A 20,091-nucleotide genomic window follows, 5' to 3' on the forward strand; every position below is an offset into this window, starting at 1 on the left:
CCGCTTTCACTCACCACCCAAACGATAGGGGGTCTCGACCGTTGAAACGGAACGTACTCATCATTGGCGCTGGCGGCGTCGCTCAGGTCGTGGCGCATAAATGCGCTCAAAACAACGATGTGCTGGGGGATATTCATATCGCCAGCCGGACGCTTTCGAAATGCGAATCCATCCTTGAGACCGTGCATGCCAAACGCGCGATGAAACAAGAGGGCGTTCTGGCGGCCCATCAGGTCGATGCGATGGACAGTGCGGCGGTGGCGGCCCTGATCCGCGAGACCGGTGCCCAGATCGTGATCAACGTCGGCTCCGCTTTTGTCAACATGACGGTAATGGATGCCTGCATTGAGACGGGTGCGGCCTATATCGACACGGCGATCCACGAAGATCCGGCGAAAATTTGTGAAATCCCGCCATGGTATGGCAATTATGAATGGAAAAAGCGCGATCTGTGCGCCGAGAAGGGTGTCACCGCAATCCTTGGGGCCGGGTTTGATCCGGGTGTGGTCAACGCCTTTGCCCGCTTTGCCGCCGATCAGATGGACGAGGTCAAATCCATCGACATCGTCGACATCAACGCCGGGTCGCATGGCAAATATTTCGCCACCAATTTCGATCCCGAAATCAACTTTCGCGAATTCACCGGCACGGTCTATTACTGGGAAGACCAGCAATGGAAAGAGACGTCGATGTTCGCCTCCGGCCGCGAATGGGACTTGCCGGTTGTGGGCACGCAAAAGGCCTATCAATCGGGCCATGATGAGGTGCACAGCCTCGCCGCCAATTACCCCAAAGCCGATGTGCGGTTCTGGATGGGCTTTGGCGATCATTACATCAACGTCTTTACCGTTTTGAAAAACCTCGGCCTTTTGTCCGAAAAGCCGGTGATGACCGCGGAAGGCCAAGAGGTTGTGCCGCTCAAAGTCGTCAAAGCCGTGTTGCCCGACCCGTCCTCCTTGGCCCCTGATTACACCGGGAAAACCTGCATCGGCGATCTGGTGAAGGGCGTGAAAGACGGCAAGGACATCGAGATATTTGTCTACAACGTCGCCGATCACAAAGAGGCCTTTGACGAGGTCGGATCGCAAGGCATCTCCTACACGGCAGGCGTACCGCCCGTGGCCGCTGCGATGTTGGTGGCTTCTGGCGAATGGGACGCGAAAACCATGAAAAACGTTGAGGAAATGGATCCGAAACCGTTCTTTACGCTGCTGGACAAAATGGGCCTTCCGACCCGTGTTCAGATCGGCGGCCTTGGCGGCGAAGACAAGGCCTGGGATGCCTAAACCTACCTCTCCGAGCTGAAAAAGCCCGCTGTTTGGCGGGCTTTTTATAGTCTCTGATCGCAATTTAAGAGAATGGAAAGGCGAATCGCACAAGGTCAGCGCAGTAAAACCAGCGAGACGCCCATGCCCTTCATCCGCCTCCTCTTTGTGATTTGTTTAACAGTGGTCGCCAGTATCGGCCCCCTGCACGCCGCGGAGGTAGAGACATCATATGACCAACATGTGCTCTTGATCGGGGAGCAAAGCGCGCTTGGTCACCGTCTTGTCAGAAGTATCTGTTTCGCGCAGGCCGGAATTGATGTCGCACGCAATCGTCGGGTGATCGAACAGACCCGCACGGAGATTTCTCTAGCTCTTGTGGCCCTCACTGAGGGCAACGATGCCATCTCCCCGATCACAAACGGCAACATCCGCACCCAAATTGGCTCTGTTGAGATGGTTTGGAAAGGACTCGACAAAAAAGTGGCGGCCTTTCTCTCGGATACAGGTCTGACAGATGAAGAGGTGCTCAAACTCACGTTTAAATCGCAATCTCTGGAAAAACTCTGGCGCAATGTTTCACAATCTCTGGAACTTCAAACCTCGGTGAACCAAGCGCCGGAAAAACTGGTCCGAACCCGGATCATTGCCACTGCCACAAATCAAAGCCGACTGTTGCAAGAGGCGGGCAAAGAGGCCTGTCTCCTTCATCTCGCGCACGGGGCGCAAGCAGGTGCAGCACAAGTGGAGAAGCTCAAAGACATCCTTGCGACCTTCGATCAGAATATCTTTGATCTGACTTTCGTGCGCCCGGCACAATCCCCTATTGCGCAGCCAGATGTGCTTGAACAGGCGGCGTTCAACACATGGCAGGACTGGGTCGGGCTCGAAACGCTGTTTGAAGGGGTCATCGAGAATCCGAATGGTCAAGACATGATCGACCTGCTGCCAGACATGTCCTTTGGCATTGAGTTTGTGGACACGAAGCTGCACGAAAACATTGCCATTTTTATGAGCCTGTAATCGACCGCGCCCCCTCATAGACATCAGACTTTGGGCAACACAACCATATTGAACCTAGGCTGATCCGATGTGCCACTGTGCCCGCACAAAACGCCGCAGCAATTGGCCTTGGCTTTGGCCTCAATATGTGCAAATTGGTTAAGTTAGAAAACCAATTCCACCATCTAGGATCAGCAATGCCTGTCATCACCAATATTTATGACCTCAAACGGCTGCATAAAATACGTACGCCAAAGATGTTTTATGACTATTGCGAAAGCGGGTCCTGGACCGAGCAGACCTTTCGCGAAAATGTCACCGATTTTGACAAGATCCGCCTGCGCCAACGCATCGCTGTGGACATGACGGGCCGCTCGACCGCCTCTAAAATGATTGGGCAAGATGTGGCCATGCCCGTGGCCCTTGCCCCTGTGGGACTGACCGGGATGCAACGCGCCGATGGCGAGATCAAAGCGGCGAAGGCGGCGGCGAAATTTGGCGTGCCTTTCACCCTGTCGACCATGTCGATCTGTTCCATCGAAGACGTCGCCGAACACACGGACAAACCCTTTTGGTTTCAGGTTTACACCCTCAAAGACGACGACTTCATGCGCCGCCTGATTGCCCGTGCCACAGATGCCAAATGTTCCGCTTTGGTGATCACCGTTGATTTACAAATCATGGGCCAGCGCCACAAAGATCTGAAAAACGGCCTCTCCGCCCCGCCCAAACTCACGCCCAAATCCATCGCCAATATGATGACCAAGGCGCAATGGGGCCTTGAAATGCTCGGCACCAAACGACGCTTTTTTGGCAACATTGTCGGCCATGCCAAGGGCGTCACCAACCCGTCTTCTCTGAGCGCATGGACTGCGGAAGCCTTTGATCAGTCACTCGACTGGAACCGGATCGCAGAGCTGCGCCGGATGTGGGACGGTCCCGTCATCCTCAAAGGCATTTTGGACGCGGAAGATGCCAAACAGGCAGCCAATATCGGCGCGGACGCCATTGTGGTCTCCAACCACGGCGGACGCCAACTTGATGGCGCACTGTCTTCCATTCGGATGCTGCCCGAAATCATGGACGCGGTCGGCGACAAGATCGAAGTGCACCTCGATAGCGGCATTCGCTCGGGGCAAGACGTGCTCAAAGCCTTGGCTCTGGGCGCAAAAGGCACCTATATTGGCCGCGCGTTTGTCCATGGGCTTGGTGCCATGGGCGAAGCTGGCGTGACCAAAGCTCTTGAGGTGATCCAAAAGGAAATGGACACCACCATGGCGCTTTGCGGCCGCAGAACCGTGGATCAGGTCGACCGGGATATGGTTTTGGTACCTGAAGATTTCGCCGGTCGCTGGGCGTAACCCCAGTCAGTTCCGCGCACGGGTCAATGAAAGCACCGCGGGGATGATCAGAGCAAGCATCCCTGCGACGCATAAAAACGCCACGCGCAAGCCAAAATGATCAGACACGAAACCGATGGTTGAGGGGCCGACAAAGAAACCGACAAAGCCCAACATCCACGCGCGGGAAATGGCGAGACTGCGATGGCGACGCGACACGCGTTTGCCCAAAAGAGAGGTCGCGGTTGGCACGATCACCGCCATACCGATTGCGGTGACGGCGATCCCAAACAGCGCGATCGGTTGGGTTTGGGCCTGAGACAGGATCAGCGCCCCGATCACCCCCAAAACGCCTGACCACAGCACCACGCGTGCCTCGCCGAGCCGCTGTGTACCCAAATGCCCCAAAAGACGAAACGTGGCCATGGTAAAGCCAAGGGTGGAGGGACCGAAACCGCCCTGCCCCGCCGCACCGCCAAGCTCGCGTTCAAGAAACAGCGCCGACCAGGATTCGATGGCGTTTTCGCCCACAAAGGACACAAACAACATCAAAGCGACCAACAGGATCGGACGCCATGGCAAACCGGGCGTCTCATGTGCGTCGTCTTCGTCGGTGTCCGGGACAACCGGATCGCGCGCTTCAAATGTGAGAAGACCCAACACCAAGACGACCCCACCCATGAGAGGCAAGACCTGCGCGATGCTCCAGCCGGACTGTCGCAACGTCGCCACAAACAGCGCTGCCGTACCGAAACACAGGGAAAACATCGCGTGATTGAGGTTCATGAGGTGCAGGCCATGGCGCTCTTCAAGTTGCGAAATCCGCAGGTTGGCGTTGATGTCGAGGCTGGCCACGGCCATGCCAAGCGCAACCATCACGGGGAAAAGCAGGGCGGTTGATGCGGCAAAAATCGGCAATTGCAGCACCATCATCGACAGACCTGCCAAAAGGGGCAAGACAAAGCGCCCAAGGGTCTCAGAGAGTTTGGGGGCAATATACATGGCCACCATCCCCCCAGCCGCAGACCCCAAAAGGGCTGCGCCAAAGGCAGCATCACTGGCTTGTGCCTGAATTTTAATGACAGGGACCATCGCGGCGAACGTGCCCCAGACCACGCCGACGGCGCCCAGCGCCAAAATAGGACCGCGCGAAACCGTAAGCGCGCGTAAAAAGGTCTTTGCCATATCAGGCTCCAAAGCTGTACTGAATCGGATTGGATGCGCTTTATTCAAAGCGCTTTGGATAAGGTATATCGCAAGCAGCCCGGGCCACAAGTCGCATTTGCACCCTCGCGTGCCGGGGCAAGCAAGATGGGGCTTTCAATTTGGGAGAATCTCGCCTATACGCGCGACTTCATGCGGGACTACAGCCTTGGAGGAGTCCCGCCCTAACATTTGGAGACTTAAAATGGCTGGTGAGATTCCTGATCTTATTGCCACGGTACGCGCGGGGACAGGCAAGGGCGCCGCTCGCCAAGCTCGTCGTGACGGGTTCGTACCGGGTATCGTTTACGGTGACGACAAAGAACCGATGCCGATCAACCTTCCGTTCAACGTGCTGTTGAAACGCCTGAAAGCGGGCCGTTTCTTGTCCACGCTGTTCAACCTCAAAGTTGAAGGCCAGGACGACGTGCGCGTGATCTGCCGTGGCGTTCAGCGCGACGTGGTGAAAGACCTTCCGACTCACGTCGATTTCATGCGCCTGCACCGCAACTCCCGCATCAACCTGTTCATTCCGGTTGAAATCGTCGGCGAGGAAGTGTCCCCGGGCATCAAAAAAGGTGGTGTTGTCACCCATGTGCGCACCGAGGTTGAACTGATCGTGACTGCGGCGGATATCCCCGATCACATCACGCTCGACATCTCGAAAGGCACCATCGGCGATGTGTACCACATTTCCGACATCGAACTCCCCAAAGGCACCAAAGCCGTGATCGACCGCGATTTCGTCATCGCAAACATCACCGCACCGGCTGGCCTTGGCAGCTCGGATGATGAAGAAACCGAAGAGGCCGCTGCAGAGGAATAATCCTCAGCCGCCCTGTTCAGGCATGGAAACGCGGGTCCTTTGGGGCTCGCGTTTTTCGTTTTGCCCCCCATTTCCACGCCAAACGTCATGCCCCTGTGATCTCGCCCATTTAGCACGGGCGCATGATGACACAGATTGCCTGCCACCGCGGCGCACGCCTCAGCGCGCCTGAGAACACATTTCCCGCCTTCGAGGCTGCCTTGGCGCAGGGCGGGGATGTTCTTGAATTCGACGTGCGCCAAACCCGTGATGGCGTGCTTTATGTGATGCATGACGAGACCGTGGACCGCACCACCAACGGCACCGGCCCGATCGCCGACATGACATCGAAAGAGGTCGATGCCCTGGATGCGGGCGCTTGGTTCGATGCTCGATTTGCGACAACGCCCGTTCCCCGTCTCGATGCGTTTTTGGACGCCTTCAAATCCCGCGCAGCCTTCTACATCGAAGTCAAATGGGCCGATTGCGACGCCATCGCCCAAATCATCCATCGCCTCGACATCGCCGCACAGTGTTACACCTGCTCCTTTTCGGAACAGATGCACCTCGACATGCTGCGCGCGGCCCCCGATGTCGCCCAGATGGTGCATTGGCGGCGCGCAACGCCTGAGACGCTGATCGACAAATTTGACGCCACCATCGTCGAATTCTATGCCTGCGATGACGCCAAGAATGATTTCACCCTTGAAAACGTCCGGGCGGCACAGGCGGCAGGGTTGGCCACGCAGGTCTATTCCGACGCAGTCTCGCCCGCGCTTTTTGCCCAGATCCGGGATTGGGGCGTTGGGTGCCTCAACACCGATCACGTCTCGGCCTTTCATGCCTTTCGCACCTCTCAGGACTCGCCAAAAGCGCCATGACACGCTAGGTCTTCGCCAAAGGAGACTGTCATGCGTTTGTTTGTCGGCCTCGGAAATCCGGGCACGAAATATGCGGGAAACCGCCACAATATCGGCTTTATGGTTGTGGACCGGGTCCAGGAAGATCACGGGTTTGCGCCGTGGCGGTCCAAATTTCAGGGTCAGGTGTCTGAGGGCAAACTTGGGTCCGAAAAGGTGATCCTGATCAAGCCCGAAACCTTTATGAATCTCTCCGGCCAATCGGTGGGCGAGGCGATGCGGTTTTACAAACTCACCCCGGCCGACGTGGTGGTGTTTCATGACGAGTTGGACCTCGCGCCCGGCAAGGTTCGGGTCAAAACCGGCGGTGGCCATGCCGGGCACAACGGGTTGCGCTCTATTCATCAACATATCGGGGCGGACTATGACCGGGTGCGTTTGGGCATTGGCCATCCGGGCCACAAGGACCGCGTTGCCCCCTATGTCTTGTCGGATTTTGCCAAGGCTGATCAGGACTGGCTCGACGATGTGATCCGGGGCTGTTCCGATGGAACGGCCTCTCTGGCGGCTGGTGATACTGCAAAGTTTTCCAATGCCGTCGCCTTGCGCACAAGCCCGCCCCGGCCCTCGACCGGGACCAAAGCCCGCGCTCCCAAAACCGATGCGCCTGCCCCAAAATCAAAAGCGCCTGAGGCACCAAAATCGCCCTTCGACACGCTGCGCGACAAATTCCGCTGATCCTCTCCCCTTGACCACGGCGCCATACCCTCTACCTTGACCCGAAAGGAGATGCGCGATGGTCACCCCCTCCCCTTCGGTCAATGTTTTGGGCGGCATTTTGGCGCCCTGCTCCACCGATCCGATGACGGGCTATTTTCGCGATGGCGCCTGCAACACCTGCCCCCAAGACAGCGGATCTCACACGGTCTGCGCGGTGATGACCGGGGAATTCCTCGCCTATTCGAAATATGTTGGCAATGACCTCTCGACGCCGCGACCGGAGTTTGGCTTTGCCGGCCTCAAACCGGGGGATGCATGGTGCCTCTGTGCCGCACGGTTTTTTCAGGCCCATGATGAAGGCTGTGCGCCCAAAGTCTCTTTGGCCTCGACCCATGTCCGCGCGCTTGAGATTGTGCCTCTTGAGGTGCTCAAAGCCCACGCCATTGAGACGCTCTAGGCGGCTTCATCGTCGCGCAATGTCTCGACCGTGACGCCATCCATCAGATCATCGATGAACAAGCTCAACAGTTGCGCAGCACCACTTACGCCCGCTTTGCGGTAGACTGCGCCCATCTGTGCCTTGACCGTGCCTTCCGATGTGGCACGCACTGCCGCGATATCAGAAATGGACAGGCCCTTGATCAAAAACAACGCCACATCGCGTTCGGCGGGCGTCAGCGACCAGATCGCAAACCGTTCCTCCAACACATCAACAAAGGCCGATGAGGCGCGGCGCAATTTATCCTCGGCCCTTTGCCGGTGACGCAATGAGCGATTCAGAGCAATGCCCCCCAGCCCAAGGCCAAGGAGTAGCCCAACAGCGGCCAAAATTTCAATAAGCTCACGGGTTTGCCATGCGATCGGGCTGGCACGAAGGCCGATCACAGATCCAAGAATGTCCGACACAAAGAAAAACGCGCAGATGGCCTGCACGATGAAAATGGTCAAAATTATGTAGCGTTCTTGCAAACGCATCCCTCCCCTTGCCGCATAAATGGCTGTGCGGCCCCTGCTCAGTCCTCGCTGTCGTCGTCAGACTCGTCGTCGTCTCCACCATCATCCTCTTTGTCGCTCTCGTCGCGACTATCCTCGCGGTCTTCGCGGTCTGAGGAGCTTTTGTCGTCGTCCTGATCGTCGCTGTCCTGATCGTCGTCGTCCTCGGCCTCATTGCCTCATCAGGCGATGTATCGTCCTCCCGCCCGTCACCGGCATCACGCGACCCGGAACTGTCAACAATCCGCGGGGCTTTGTTCCCCACCTCATCCTGCCAGAAATCACGCAAAATTTCGCCAGTGACCGGATTGAGAATGATCTCACGCCTTTGCCCGTTGCCCGTCGCGACAAAGCGCGTCCGCCCCAATAGGGTGCGACCGACTGTGATTTTTTTGAACCCCTGCTGACGCAATTGCGCGAGGATCATATCTTCGGCTGGCTGCGCCAATGCGGCCCCGCCCATGGTGAGCGCCGCAGACAACCCTATGAAAAAGCGTCTTCGATTCATCGTCTATCCTCACCTTGAAAACGTCTCCCGCGCGGTTTCGCGGGGGACGTCATTTTTATCATCTGGCGCGGGGATGCGCCGTGCGACAGGCAGATTGTCTGCGCGGCTTAGCGATCATCCCCTTCGTCATCATCGCTGTCATCGCCACCATCATCGTCACTGTCGTTATCGCTGTCATCGTCGTCACTGTCACTCTCGTCACTGTCACTGTCACTGTCATCATTGTCATCATTGTCATGAGAGCTGCCACGATCATCATCGCTGTCATCATCGGCCTCATCACGATCATGATCTTCGTCAGCGTAAGTATCGCCGTTATGCTGCTCAATGTCATCAAGCTCATCGGCCAAATCATTGTCAGAAAGCCGCTCGGTCTCACGTTTGCGGATTTGGTTCGTGGCATTGTCAAATGTCACTTCGATCTTTTCACCATCCACAAGCACTTCCACTTTGGTGGTGTTGGCACGGCGTTTGATTTCGATTTTTTGCGCGCCGGGGAACATATCGACGATTTCTTCGGTGGTCATCTCGCAAATGCCGTGACGGGTACGCCTGCAGCGAGAAAGGCGATGGAGGTCAAAAGTACTTTATGCATGGTCGTTCCTTTCGGAGGAATCAGGTTTCAATGAACGGGGTACGAGAGCACCCCGGAACGACTGCACTCTCACCGACAAACCTTACCGAGTTCTACCAACCACGGGCCTAAACCCGGCCCCATAAACCCCCGCCCCACGACCCTAAACCTGAGTTTAGGGCATGAAAAAGGGCCGCCCCCATTGGAACGGCCCTCATAGCGCATTGATCTCTTTATCTTATTTAAGATCGCGACCTTCAGAGCCTGCGATATTCACGCCCAGGTGGCGCGCCACAGTAAAGATGTCTTTGTCGCCGCGCCCACACATATTCATCACGATGATATGGTCTTTGGACAGGGTCGGAGCCAATTTCATCACATGCGCCAGCGCATGCGACGGCTCAAGCGCCGGGATGATCCCTTCGGTGCGGCAGGAAAACTGAAACGCTTCCAAAGCCTCTGTGTCGGTGATCGAGACATATTTGGCGCGGCCGATGTCATTGAGCCAGGCGTGCTCTGGCCCGATGCCCGGATAGTCCAAACCGGCAGAAATCGAGAAGCCTTCGAGAATCTGCCCATCGTCGTCCTGCAACAAATAGGTGCGGTTGCCATGCAACACGCCCGGACGCCCGCCCGTCAGCGAGGCGCAATGTTCCATCTTCTCGTTCACGCCTTTGCCACCCGCTTCGACGCCAATGATATTGACGCTCTCGTCATCGAGGAACGGGAAGAACAGCCCCATCGCGTTGGAGCCGCCGCCAATCGCCGCGATCACCGTATCGGGCAAACGGCCTTCGCCCTCTTGCTCGGGCAACTGCCACCGGACCTCTTTGCCGATGATGGATTGGAAATCACGCACCATCGCCGGGTACGGGTGCGGCCCCGCCACCGTGCCGATGCAATAAAACGTGTCGCGCACATTGGTCACCCAATCGCGCAGCGCATCGTTCATCGCATCTTTCAACGTGCCGCGACCGGATTTCACCGGAACCACTTCGGCCCCCAAAAGCTGCATCCGGAACACGTTCGGCATCTGCCGTTCGACATCATGCGCGCCCATATAGACCACGCATTTCAGGCCAAATTTGGCACAGACCGTCGCCGTGGCAACCCCGTGTTGACCCGCGCCAGTTTCGGCGATGATCCGGGTTTTGCCCATGCGCCGTGCCAAAATGATCTGGCCCAGCACGTTGTTGATCTTATGTGCACCAGTGTGGTTGAGCTCGTCACGCTTGAGATAAATCTTCGCGCCGCCCAACTCTTCGGTCATTTTTTGCGCGTAGTAAAGCGGGCTCGGGCGACCGACATAGTGTTTCCACAGATCTTCCATTTCGGCCCAAAATTCGGGATCGACCTTGGCTTTCTCATATTCCTCTTCGAGTGAGAGGATCAGCGGCATCAGTGTCTCAGACACGAACCGCCCGCCGTAATTGCCAAAGCGGCCCTTTTCGTCAGGGCCATTCATGAAGCTGTTGAAAAGATCGTTCATCGCGATGCTCCTTTGCGGATCCACATGGATGTAGCTCACAGGCGCGGGCCGGTAAAGCGCGCCCGTCTTCATTGCAGGGAAAATACTCGAAAAAGCCGGTCAGGCGTCCCGAATGGCGGCCATAAAGGCACGGATTTTGGCGGGATCCTTCACCCCCGGTGCGCTTTCAACACCGGACGAGAGATCAACCTGTTTCGCGCCGGTCGTTTGGATCGCAGAAACCACATTCTCCGCCGTCAGGCACCGGCCAACATCCATGGCGCATTCCAGGCACGTTTGGAAATCAACCGCCAATCAAAGGAAAGACCATTTCCGCCGGGAATAACCGCACCTTTCGGGGCTTTGGTGTCGACCAAAATCTGATCCGCTACCATGCCATAGGCATCCAAGGCGGCCAAATCTTCAGGTCCAGAAACCCCCACAGCCTTCATCACCGGCAAGCCATAGCGCGCACGGATGTCCGACACCCGCTCAAGGCTTTCCGTGCCGTGAAGTTGCAGCATATCGAGCGGCACCTGATCGGTGATCCGGTCCAGTTCCGCATCGGTGGCATTCACCACCAAAGCGACCTTGGCCACGCCCATAGGCACCTCAACCGCCAGCGCGCGCGCTTTGGGGATATCGACATAGCGGGGGGATTTCGGAAAAAACACAAAGCCCAAGTATTGCGCCCCGGCCTCAACAGCCACGTCGACCGTCTCGGGCGTGCTCAGCCCGCAAATTTTGACGCGTGTGTCCATGGACCTGTTCTAGTGCAATCAGTTTTCCAAAAGTGCCAGGACTTCGTCGCCCTCACTCTTGGCTTTGGCTGTTTTCAGCTTGTCGACTTCACGCGCCAGTTTTTCTTTTTCGCGCTTGTGGCCCGAAGCCGCGGAGCGGTGTTTATACTCGCGCATATATTCCCAGACAAACCCGATCAAAAGCCCGGCCACGATCGCGCCAAAGATCACCACAAACATCGGCAAGCTCAAGGTCAGGGACAGGCCTGTGAGGCTGGCCAGATCTGCGGGCAAAAGGTGGAGCACAACGACATCGCGGTTGGCCAAGGCCACAGTCACCAGCACAACGGCAAGCGCCGCGAGAAACGCGTAACGGATGTAGCGCATCAGCGCCCCCTTCCTCTATGTCAAAACTCACTCGCCGTTTAGACGATCGCGCAACAGCTTACCAGTTTTGAAAAACGGCACATGCTTTTCATCAACCGGAACGCTTTCGCCAGTGCGCGGATTGCGCCCCAGTCTTGCATCCCGCTTCTTGACGGAAAAGGCGCCAAATCCGCGCAGCTCGACTCTGTCGCCACGCGCCATCGCTTCGATGATCTCTTCAAAAATCGTGTTCACGATCCGCTCAACGTCGCGTTGATAAAGATGCGGATTCTCATCAGCGATCTTCTGGATCAGTTCAGACCGGATCATGAAGTCCCCCCTTGGTTTGGGCACGTTTCTTTCAAGCGTGACGCCTTTCGTCTGAGATATAGGATCATGCGAAGCGCTGACAACAAACATTGTCATACGGCATTGCACCAAAGCCCAGTTTTCGATTTTTGGCGGAACGCTTTGACGTTCTCATTTGTCCAACGACTATAGGATGGGATCGTTTTGCGGGGAATAGGCTCCGAGACACGGAATGAATTTTTTTACCCCTAATGTGCTGAGATTTAGCCCAAAAATTCGAAAATCTCAGAATTTTTCCCGCCGGGGGCACATCCGGAGGAACGCTGCGCCGCGGCGTGGCCAAGGCGATTCGGGAGAGCTGCCGCAGGGGAAGGCGCCCATCGCGCTCATGCAAAAAGGCCCCGCGATAAAGCAGGGCCTTTTCAAAGTCTTGGTCGCACTTAAGCGATGTGATTATTCGTCGCCGGACTTCAGAGCCGCGCCGAGGATATCGCCCAAGGACGCGCCAGAAGCGGAGGAGCCATATTGTTCGACGGCTTCTTTTTCTTCGGCGATTTCGCGTGCTTTGATCGACAGACCCAAACGACGGGTTTTCTGATCAACGTTGGTCACGCGCACATCGAGGTGATCCCCGATCTGGAAGCGCTCAGGACGCTGATCGGCACGATCACGGGAGAGGTCGGAGCGGCGGATGAAGGATTTCGCGCCTTCATATTCCACTTCGATTCCGCCTTCTTCGATCGCGGTCACAGTCACGGTGATGATCGAGCCGCGTTTCACGCCCTCAACCGCACCGGAGAAGCTGTCGTCGAGACCTTTGATGGAGAGAGAGATACGCTCTTTCTCAACATCGACCTCGGTGACAACGGCTTTGACCATGTCGTTCTTGTGGTAGTTCTGGATGGCGTCTTCGCCACGCTCGTCCCACGAGAGATCGGACAGGTGAACCATGCCGTCGATGTCGCCCGGCAGACCCACGAACAGACCGAATTCGGTGATGTTCTTGACTTCGCCTTCGACAACGGTGCCTTCCGGGTGGGTCTCAGCAAAGAGTTCCCACGGGTTGCGCATGGTTTGTTTGAGACCGAGGGACACGCGACGTTTCGCGGTGTCGATTTCGAGAACCATGACTTCCACTTCTTGGCTTGTGGACACGATTTTGCCCGGATGGACGTTTTTCTTGGTCCAGGACATTTCGGAGACGTGAACAAGGCCTTCGACGCCCGGCTCAAGTTCCACAAATGCGCCGTAATCGGTGATGTTGGTCACGCGGCCCATGTGAACGGTTTCGAGCGCGTATTTGGTCTCAACAGCATCCCACGGATCGTCCTGCAGCTGTTTCATGCCGAGGGAGATACGGTGGGTTTCTTTGTTGATCTTGATCACCTGAACCTTGATCGTTTCGCCAATGGCGAGGATCTCGGACGGGTGGTTCACGCGACGCCATGCCATGTCGGTGACGTGCAACAGGCCGTCAACGCCGCCGAGGTCCACAAACGCACCGTATTCGGTGATGTTTTTGACCACGCCGTCAACTTCCTGACCTTCGGTCAGACCGCCAATGACTTCTGCGCGCTGTTCTGCACGGGATTCTTCAAGGATCGCACGACGCGACACAACGATGTTGCCACGACGACGGTCCATTTTGAGAACCTGGAACGGCTGCTTGAGACCCATGAGCGGGCCAGCGTCGCGCACGGGGCGCACGTCAACCTGGCTGCCCGGAAGGAACGCAACAGCGCCGCCGAGGTCAACCGTGAAGCCGCCTTTGACGCGACCAAAGATAACGCCATCGACGCGCTCTTCGGAAGCATAGGCTTTTTCCAAACGATCCCAGGCTTCTTCGCGGCGGGCTTTGTCACGCGAAATGACAGCTTCGCCACGGGCGTTCTCGACACGGTCGAGGAACACTTCGACCTCGTCACCAACGGCAACGGAGGGAGCTTCACCAGGATTTGCGAATTCTTTAAGATCGATGCGGCCTTCCATTTTGTAGCCGACGTCGATGATGGCTTGGCCTGCTTCAATCGCAAGAACCTTGCCGCGGACAACCGAGCCTTCTGCCGGGGTGTCAATTTCGAAGCTTTCATTCAAGAGGGCTTCGAAGTCCTCCATAGATACGTTCTGAGCCATGTGGTCTCAATTTCCTTTTCAAACGTTTATACGGGCCATGCGGTTGTCTCCGCCGGTCTTCAATTACGATTTGCCTGCTCATTCTTCGAACACGAAACCATCAGGGTGAGTATCGCCCCAACCCCGATTCATTGGCTTTGTGCTACCTGATTGCCTCGTTAACAGTCGCGCGTATAGGAGAGTTTCTCCGGTTTTGCAAGAAAGGATGCCCCGCCATGCGATCTACAGCCTGATGGCACATCCAATCCTCTTGACCCCCGTGCTGAGAATCAATGCCAGATAGACGCTCAGATAAACACATTGGGGATTCACCGTGCGGGTTCACTTCGCCCAAAATGACTATAATAATGCTGAAAATTTATCTCAAAAACAACAAATTGCTTAGATTTATGACCAATCAACAGTTGCGCGCCATAATTTCCAATATGGAAACAACCCAGAGAATACAATTTAACCAATTGTTTTATAATACAATTTAACAGTAATTACATTCGAATCCAGAATCCGACGCTCAAATGCATTTGACTCGCCCAATACGTGTAGTCACAGTGATTGTATTCAGAATGAATTTACCATGGAGCACCCATGCCCAGTTCTACGATTGACGCAGTCGCATATAACGGCTCCCTCCTCTCCTTGGATTTGCTCTCGGGATCGCAAACGCTCGTGCTTTCTAGTTTTGGCGGCACCTCTACAGGAACCTTCACAAACGACGACGCGACCTTCGATTCCAATGATGATGGCGTGGCCACGTTCAACGGTGAAACCGTGACGTATATCGGGTCTGGGACAGCCACCCCAGGCGTTGAAGTGCTGGGCGTGGTCATCCCGCTTGGTACATCCGTGGACGTCGTCGTTTTTGAAGCTGGCGGCCAAATCTATTTCAGCTACCCGGACGGCCCCCCCAACCTGCTTTCTGCTGTGGCAGTCGTCATTGACCTTTCCCCTGCGCCATACTCGGACTTCACCCCGGTATGTTTTGGCGCTGGCACGCTTATTCTCACCCCCAGTGGAGAGCGTGCCGTGGAGACCCTTCAACCCGGTGATTTCGTACTTGATATTGATGGGTCTCCACAAGAAATCAAATGGATCGGTAAAAAAACGATCCCCCTGCGTGAGATCACCTGCCATGAAACGCGCAAGCGTCTGGCTCCGATCTGCATCCACGCAAATGCGTTTGGACCGGGCCGCCCCCATACGGACCTCTACGTCTCGCCACAACACCGTGTCCTCATCGAGGGTCACGCGGTCGAATTGCTTCTCGGGATGGAGGAAACCCTGTGCCCGGCAAAATCCTTCATCGGGCATCAGGCATCCCAACATCTCGACGCAAATGAAGTGACGTATTACCACATCCTCTGCGACGCCCACTGCGTGATCCACTCAAATGGCCTCGCGACCGAGACCCTTCTCTTGGGTCAAGTTGGCCTTCGTAGCCTCACTTCCGAAGACATTGCAGAAATCATTGCCATTTTCCCGGACATCAGAGGCCTTGATGCCAAATATGTGCTCCCAGCCTACGCTCTCGCAACGAATCGCGAGGCCCGTTTGCTCAGCTGTACAGTCATTTAGAAATAGGCGGCATCTCGCCCACACTCGCAAGATGCCGCCGACACGTCGCCACCCTATAGCCAATTTCAAGCTTTACTCTACCCAATCGAGCAAAAAACAACTATAGGTTTATTAGTTGTAGAATATTATAGTGCAGCTATATCAAATACGCACAGAGAGATCTGCCCAGCTAGGAAAAGTGATCAAATGTGTTTTGATCCAAATCAAAGTCGTGATACGCATCTTGACTATATTTTTATAGGCCTAAATTCGAGGCCAGTACATGTCAGATGGTTACTAAGGCTTGTTGGGAATGGATCAGACTATTTTTGCACAGATCGCACAATTGCGAATTTTACTGCACAATATGGAAACGGATTTGGGCCTCAGCACCCTGTCACGGAACGAAAAAGATATTTTTCTTGCGTTCTGTGCCGCATCAAATGCCGGAACATGTACAACCGAACGCGTGCGAGCTCAACCCACAGTGCGGGATGTATCTCAGCCGACATTTCACCGCGCTCTCAAACGGCTGATCGAAAAAGGATTCATCGAAAAGTCCGACGATCTCCCGCACGGAGCTTACCGGATCAAAGGTCAAAACGTACAAAACACATAACGGCCTTTGTAAAAAATCCAATTGTCAGGGGATGCGCATGTTGAGTTCGACCCGCGTCACCTACTTTGCCATTCTGTCCGTATTGCGCCCGGTCGCGGTTCATAGCGGCGCGTTGTTTTTGGCCATGGCGATCACTTGGCTTGTGATCTCGCCACTCCAAAAACTGATCCTGCCTCAAACAAAGGTGCAAAACATCAGCGCCACCTTGATCTACCTCCCCTTCGGGATCAAAATCATCTCGGCCTTTTTCGAGGGGTGGCGTTCGGTTTTATATTTGCTCCCCGGAGCCGTTCTCTCATCGGTCTTGTTCATGGATTTATCGTGGGCTACAAGCTACGCCTATATTTCCTTATGCATCAGCTATGGAACCGCCCCCCTCATCTTTTCAGCCGTAAACTGGGCATCACACTGCGCGCATCATCCGGCCCCAAGCCCGGAACTGAGCTGGCGCAAACTGATCGCTGTGGGGTTTTTGTCCTCCGTCATGATCAGCCTCCTCATCCATATTTTCTACATCTATCCCAACACGCAGTCAGTCGACATTCGGATCAATGCCATCAAGTTCGCGCTGGGTGACATGCTTGGGCTTATTACCGTTCTGCTGCTTCTGCCACCTGTCTTGAATTTCGTGCTGCATCATCGCATAAAATCAAGATAACCCCTCTTAATCAGAGGGCCCCGCACAAAAAGGCCGGGACTGATACCATCAGTCCCGGCCTTGTCGCATCTTGGATTCAATTGATCTCGGTGATCAAATCTTCCGCCAGTTTGCGTACTTTTTTCATCGGAGCCAACCAGTCGCCCTCCTCAGCACGGGTGCCCAGCGGCAGAATCACAACGGTTTTCAGACCCTTGTCTTTCAGCCCGAGAATCTCATCGAATTGCGCCGGGTCAAAGCCTTCCATCGGCGTGCTATCGACGCCCAGTTCGGCGGCAGCGGCCAAGGCAAAGCCCAATGCGATATAGGTCTGACGCGCGGCATGTTCGAAGTTCACATGATCTTCACGCGGCAAATACATGGATTTGAGGTTGTTGTAATAGCCTTCCAACATCTCGCGGGTGCCGGGACGCTCATCCGCATGTTGGTCCACAATGGCGTCGATGCGTGCATCGTTATAGCCATCAAAAGCTGCAAAAACCAAAAGATGCGAGCCATCGGTCAGTTGTTCTTGACCATAGGCCGCGGCTTTGAGTTTTGCACGCAGCTCCGGATTGCGGATCACAAAGAGGTGGAACGGCTGAAGCCCGGAAGAGGTCGGCGCTTTACGGATCGCTTCGACGATCTGGGCAACCTTGTCTTCGGAGACGGGTTTGGACGGGTCCATTTTTTTGGTGGCGTAGCGCCAGTCGAGCTTATCAAGAAACATCAATTCAGTCCTTTGGTGGGTGGAAATGGCACGCGTGCTCTGCATGTCTTACGCTCAAATATGGGCCAAATACCCCATCATACAAGCGCACATCCCTCACAGAGCATCACGTCCAGAAACCCACTAACAAATTGATACCAAAAGAAAAAACCGACAATGGTGCAAGCGCGCTCAGTCGCTGCGCGCCAATGCGCAGGCCGCAAACACCCCTCTCCCCATCTTATCCCCTACGGCGGGCCTCAATCAGCGCCACGACCTGTGCCACCGCCTCGTCAATGCTCATCTCTGAGGTGTCGATCAGCACCGCATCTTTGGCCGCTGTCAGTGGGGCAGTGGCCCGCGCACTGTCACGCGCATCACGTTCGCGCAGGTCCTCAAGCACCTGTTCCAGAGTGACCCTTTCACCCTTCCCCCGCAATTCCGCATGACGTCTTTGCGCACGCACCTCATCGGTGGCCGTGACGAACAGTTTCACTTCCGCGTCCGGGCAAATCACCGTGCCAATGTCGCGCCCGTCCAAAACCGCACCCCCTTCACGCCGCGCAAACGCCTGTTGAAAATCAACCAATGCCGCGCGCACCTCAGGTTCCGCCGCCACGCGGCTTGCCGCCTGCCCCGCGTCGCCTGTGCGCAAATCATCGCGTTTGAGATCCTCGGCGCGCAGGTTTTGCGCCGCCTCAAGCGGTGAGAGACCCTGAAAGGTCTTCACCCCTGTCGCGCGATAGAGCAAGCCGGTGTCCATATGAGCAAAGCCAAAATGATCTGCGACCGCCCTGGCGATCGTGCCTTTTCCAGCGGCGGCGGGTCCATCAATTGCGACGCAAAAACTCATGGCGTTTTCCTTCTAAGGGAGGTTCACGCTGCCCGCTCACGCGGGCAAGGTCAAGGGCCTCAGTTGTTCCGTGTGATCGCAGCACCTAGTCCCGCCATCAGTTTTTCAAACACCGGGAAAGAGGTGGCAATCGGGCTGCCGTCATCCACGGTGACAGCCTGCTCAGAGGCCAGCCCCATGACCAAAAACGACATCGCGATCCGGTGATCGATATGGGTGGCACAGGTCGCGCCACCTTTGACGCCCTTGGCGCCACGCCCATGCACGATCAGCGTGTCGTGATCCTCTTCGATCTCCACACCGCAGGCCTCAAGCCCGCGCGCCATGGCATCAATCCGGTCGCTTTCCTTCACCCGCAATTCCTTGACGCCGCGCATCACCGTCGTGCCTTCGGCAAAGGCCGCAACGACGGAGAGGACCGGGAATTCGTCAATCATCGAGGCGGCGCGGTCGGGCGGGACTTCGATGCCTTTGAGTTTGGAATATTTCACCCGCAGATCGGCAACGGGTTCGCCGCCCTCGGTCCGTGGGTTTTCAAAGCTGATATTCGCGCCCATTTCAACCAATGTGGTGTAAAGCCCGTTGCGGGTCGTGTTCTGGCTGACCCCCGGCACAAACACTTCGGACCCCTCGACGATCAGCGCCGCGCAGACCGGGAAGGCGGCGGAACTTGGATCACGCGGCACCGCGACCTCTTGCGGGGTCAATTCCGGCCGACCCGTCAGAGTGATCTTGTGATAACCCTCCGGTGTGGTCTCGGTGCTAAGTTCTGCGCCAAATCCCACCAACATCCGTTCGGTGTGATCGCGGGTCATTTCCTTTTCGATCACCACGGTCTGCCCCGGCGCGTTCAACCCGGCCAGCAACACCGCCGATTTCACCTGTGCGCTTGGCACCGGCGTTTCATATTCGACCGGCACAGGCTCCGCCGCACCGATCAGCGTCAGCGGCAGCCGCCCCTGCGAACGGCCAACGGAGCGCGCGCCAAACAGCGCCAAAGGATCGGTCACCCGCCCCATCGGACGCTTGCGCAACGATCCATCTCCGGTGAACGTGGTGCAAAAATCATGGGTCGCGACCGCCCCCATGATCAGGCGCACGCCAGTGCCGGAATTGCCGCAATCAATCACATCGCTGGCTCGGTAAAGCCGCCAACGCCGACCCCATGCACGGTCCATTCACCTGCACCTTCGCGGACCACATCCGCACCCAGCGCCTGCATCGCTTTGGCGGTGTCCAACACATCCTCACCCTCCAAAAGCCCGGTGATCTTGGTCTCGCCCACGGCCATCGCGCCAAAAATCAGCGCCCGGTGGGAAATGGATTTATCCCCCGGCACCGCCGCCGTGCCCTTGAGGGGGCCGGATTTGCGCGCGGTCATCGGGATCGGGGTGCCATGGCTCGACATGTGTCTCTCCTCACATTCTTCGCAGACC

Annotated in this window: 19 protein-coding genes and 2 pseudogenes; 10 read left to right on the forward strand and 11 right to left on the reverse strand. The window is 56.2% G+C overall.

Annotated features, from left to right (window positions below):
* Window positions 1-41: 41 nt before the first annotated feature.
* The 3 genes from C8029_RS06465 to C8029_RS06475 all read left to right on the forward strand — a co-directional run bounded on the left by C8029_RS06465 (window position 42) and on the right by C8029_RS06475 (window position 3,628).
* Window positions 42-1,286, forward strand: coding sequence for a saccharopine dehydrogenase family protein (locus C8029_RS06465; protein WP_152002512.1), 1,245 nt, complete (start codon window positions 42-44; stop codon window positions 1,284-1,286).
* A 222-nt stretch (window positions 1,287-1,508) separates the two neighbouring features.
* Entirely contained in the window at window positions 1,509-2,288 is a 780-nt protein-coding gene (locus C8029_RS06470) for a hypothetical protein (RefSeq protein ID WP_152002513.1), read from the forward strand.
* A gap of 176 nt (window positions 2,289-2,464) precedes the next feature.
* Window positions 2,465-3,628, forward strand: coding sequence for an alpha-hydroxy acid oxidase (locus C8029_RS06475; protein ID WP_152002514.1), 1,164 nt, complete (start codon window positions 2,465-2,467; stop codon window positions 3,626-3,628).
* 6 nt (window positions 3,629-3,634) lie between these two features.
* Here the strand turns inward: C8029_RS06475 and C8029_RS06480 are convergent, their stop codons facing one another.
* Window positions 3,635-4,792 carry an MFS transporter gene (locus tag C8029_RS06480; protein WP_152002515.1) on the reverse strand — a complete coding sequence of 386 codons (1,158 nt, stop codon included), beginning with the start codon at window positions 4,790-4,792 and terminating at the stop codon, window positions 3,635-3,637.
* Window positions 4,793-5,015: 223 nt separating this feature from the next.
* Here C8029_RS06480 and C8029_RS06485 point away from each other — a divergent pair, with 223 nt between their 5' ends.
* From C8029_RS06485 to C8029_RS06500, 4 genes are all read left to right on the forward strand, one after another.
* The gene (locus C8029_RS06485; protein ID WP_009572075.1) at window positions 5,016-5,636 is read left to right on the forward strand and encodes a 50S ribosomal protein L25/general stress protein Ctc; all 621 of its coding nucleotides are present in this window, start codon (window positions 5,016-5,018) and stop codon (window positions 5,634-5,636) included.
* Between the two features lie 122 nt (window positions 5,637-5,758).
* The gene (locus tag C8029_RS06490) at window positions 5,759-6,496 is read left to right on the forward strand and encodes a glycerophosphodiester phosphodiesterase (RefSeq protein WP_009572074.1); all 738 of its coding nucleotides are present in this window, start codon (window positions 5,759-5,761) and stop codon (window positions 6,494-6,496) included.
* Window positions 6,497-6,526: 30 nt separating this feature from the next.
* A complete protein-coding gene (gene pth / locus C8029_RS06495) occupies window positions 6,527-7,213 on the forward strand; it encodes an aminoacyl-tRNA hydrolase (RefSeq protein WP_152002516.1) in 687 nt (228 codons plus the stop codon).
* A gap of 58 nt (window positions 7,214-7,271) precedes the next feature.
* Entirely contained in the window at window positions 7,272-7,652 is a 381-nt protein-coding gene (locus C8029_RS06500; protein WP_152002517.1) for a DUF2237 family protein, read from the forward strand.
* On the opposite strand, the gene C8029_RS06505 is transcribed toward C8029_RS06500, so the two are convergent.
* From C8029_RS06505 to rpsA, 7 genes and pseudogenes are all read right to left on the reverse strand, one after another.
* Window positions 7,649-8,170: a helix-turn-helix transcriptional regulator gene (locus tag C8029_RS06505; protein ID WP_152002518.1), complete on the reverse strand. Its 522-nt coding sequence runs from the start codon at window positions 8,168-8,170 to the stop codon at window positions 7,649-7,651. The genes C8029_RS06500 and C8029_RS06505 overlap by 4 nt on opposite strands.
* 633 nt (window positions 8,171-8,803) lie before the next feature.
* A complete protein-coding gene (locus C8029_RS06510; protein ID WP_152002519.1) occupies window positions 8,804-9,223 on the reverse strand; it encodes a PepSY domain-containing protein in 420 nt (139 codons plus the stop codon).
* Between the two features lie 285 nt (window positions 9,224-9,508).
* On the reverse strand, window positions 9,509-10,759 hold the full coding sequence (gene trpB / locus C8029_RS06515) for a tryptophan synthase subunit beta (RefSeq protein ID WP_152002520.1): 1,251 nt from the start codon (window positions 10,757-10,759) through the stop codon (window positions 9,509-9,511).
* Window positions 10,760-10,858: 99 nt separating this feature from the next.
* Window positions 10,859-11,499 (reverse strand): annotated as a pseudogene (locus tag C8029_RS06520) (phosphoribosylanthranilate isomerase).
* Window positions 11,500-11,517: 18 nt separating this feature from the next.
* The gene (locus C8029_RS06525) at window positions 11,518-11,865 is read right to left on the reverse strand and encodes a lipopolysaccharide assembly protein LapA domain-containing protein (protein WP_009572066.1); all 348 of its coding nucleotides are present in this window, start codon (window positions 11,863-11,865) and stop codon (window positions 11,518-11,520) included.
* A gap of 27 nt (window positions 11,866-11,892) precedes the next feature.
* Window positions 11,893-12,174, reverse strand: coding sequence for an integration host factor subunit beta (gene ihfB, locus C8029_RS06530; protein WP_009572065.1), 282 nt, complete (start codon window positions 12,172-12,174; stop codon window positions 11,893-11,895).
* Window positions 12,175-12,606: 432 nt separating this feature from the next.
* Window positions 12,607-14,286: a 30S ribosomal protein S1 gene (rpsA, locus tag C8029_RS06535; protein WP_009572064.1), complete on the reverse strand. Its 1,680-nt coding sequence runs from the start codon at window positions 14,284-14,286 to the stop codon at window positions 12,607-12,609.
* A gap of 585 nt (window positions 14,287-14,871) precedes the next feature.
* Here rpsA and C8029_RS06540 point away from each other — a divergent pair.
* The 3 genes from C8029_RS06540 (at window position 14,872) to C8029_RS06550 (ending at window position 17,114) form a co-directional block, all read left to right on the forward strand.
* Window positions 14,872-15,858 (forward strand): Hint domain-containing protein, encoded by a 987-nt coding sequence (locus C8029_RS06540; protein ID WP_009572063.1) that lies wholly within the window; start codon window positions 14,872-14,874, stop codon window positions 15,856-15,858.
* 292 nt (window positions 15,859-16,150) lie between these two features.
* Window positions 16,151-16,456, forward strand: a complete 306-nt coding sequence (locus tag C8029_RS06545) for a hypothetical protein (RefSeq protein ID WP_009572062.1) — start codon at window positions 16,151-16,153, stop codon at window positions 16,454-16,456.
* 37 nt (window positions 16,457-16,493) lie between these two features.
* Window positions 16,494-17,114, forward strand: coding sequence for a hypothetical protein (locus C8029_RS06550; RefSeq protein ID WP_152002521.1), 621 nt, complete (start codon window positions 16,494-16,496; stop codon window positions 17,112-17,114).
* Between the two features lie 76 nt (window positions 17,115-17,190).
* Here C8029_RS06550 and C8029_RS06555 read toward each other — a convergent pair whose 3' ends face one another.
* The 3 genes and pseudogenes from C8029_RS06555 to aroA all read right to left on the reverse strand — a co-directional run bounded on the left by C8029_RS06555 (window position 17,191) and on the right by aroA (window position 20,063).
* Window positions 17,191-17,823 carry an NAD(P)H-dependent oxidoreductase gene (locus C8029_RS06555; protein ID WP_009572060.1) on the reverse strand — a complete coding sequence of 211 codons (633 nt, stop codon included), beginning with the start codon at window positions 17,821-17,823 and terminating at the stop codon, window positions 17,191-17,193.
* 220 nt (window positions 17,824-18,043) lie between these two features.
* Complete coding sequence (locus tag C8029_RS06560; protein ID WP_152002522.1) at window positions 18,044-18,655, reverse strand: (d)CMP kinase; 612 nt, start codon at window positions 18,653-18,655, stop codon at window positions 18,044-18,046.
* 59 nt (window positions 18,656-18,714) lie between these two features.
* A pseudogene (aroA, locus tag C8029_RS06565) lies at window positions 18,715-20,063 on the reverse strand (3-phosphoshikimate 1-carboxyvinyltransferase).
* Between the last annotated feature and the right edge of the window lie 28 nt (window positions 20,064-20,091).

This window comes from Roseobacter sp. TSBP12 (genome assembly GCF_009129705.1).
GTDB lineage: Bacteria > Pseudomonadota > Alphaproteobacteria > Rhodobacterales > Rhodobacteraceae > Celeribacter > Celeribacter baekdonensis_A.